General features: G+C 52.0%; 1 protein-coding gene. It reads left to right on the top strand.

From position 1 onward, the window contains the following. Nucleotides 1–834, top strand: an 834-nt coding sequence (locus B3W37_RS05295) for an acetate/propionate family kinase (RefSeq protein WP_483174994.1), incomplete at its 5' end; no start/stop codon positions are given. Nucleotides 835–914 lie beyond the last annotated feature (80 nt).

The following is a 914-nucleotide window of genomic DNA, read 5'->3' as shown; positions in this document are numbered from 1 at the left end:
CCCTTACATAATCCCCCCAACCTGATGGGGATCGAAGCCTGCCAGAAGCTGATGCCCAATGTCAAGCATGTGGCTGTATTCGACACCGCTTTCCATCAGACCATGGAACCCGCCAATTATATGTACGCATTGCCCTTTGAAGCCTATGAGAAATACCGCATCAGAAGATATGGCTTCCACGGCACCTCTCATTATTATGTTTCCCACCAGGCCTGTCAGATGTTAGGCAAGACATACGAAGACTGCAAAATCATCACTTTGCATCTCGGCAATGGCGCCAGCATGGCGGCTGTTAAGAACGGCAAAGTCGTCGACACCAGTATGGGCTTCACCCCCCTGGAAGGCCTGGTAATGGGGACTCGCTCCGGGGACATCGACCCTGCCATAGTATTCTTCCTGATGGACAAACTGGGGATGGATTCTGCGGAAGCCAACAATTACTTCAACAAGAAGTCAGGTATGCTGGGATTGTCAGGGGTATCCAACGACCTGCGCGACGTTGAAGAAGCGGCCAAGGCCGGCAACAGCAGGGCGCAAACCGCTCTGGACGTATACTACAACGCAGTAAAGGGTTACATCGGCAATTATTTTGCCAAGCTGAACGGCTGTGACTGCCTGGTATTCACTGCCGGTGTAGGTGAAAACGGCATCGACATCCGCCGTCATATATGCGAAGATCTTGAGGCGCTGGGCATCAAGATGGATCCCGAAAAGAACAAAGTTCGCGGCAAAGCGGTCGATGTGGCTACCGACGACTCCAAGGTACGCATTTTCATCATTCCCACCAATGAGGAACTGGTTATCGCCAGAGATACCTACAGACTGGCCAAATAACATATTGTCATTCACAGGAGGCGGGCATCGCCCGCCTCTCAGACCGTCGACAAAAGCGAATAACTGCGTTGCTCAATAGG

The organism is Syntrophomonas sp. UBA5494 (assembly GCF_002426325.1).
This window is presented reverse-complemented; position numbering and strand designations above follow the sequence as displayed.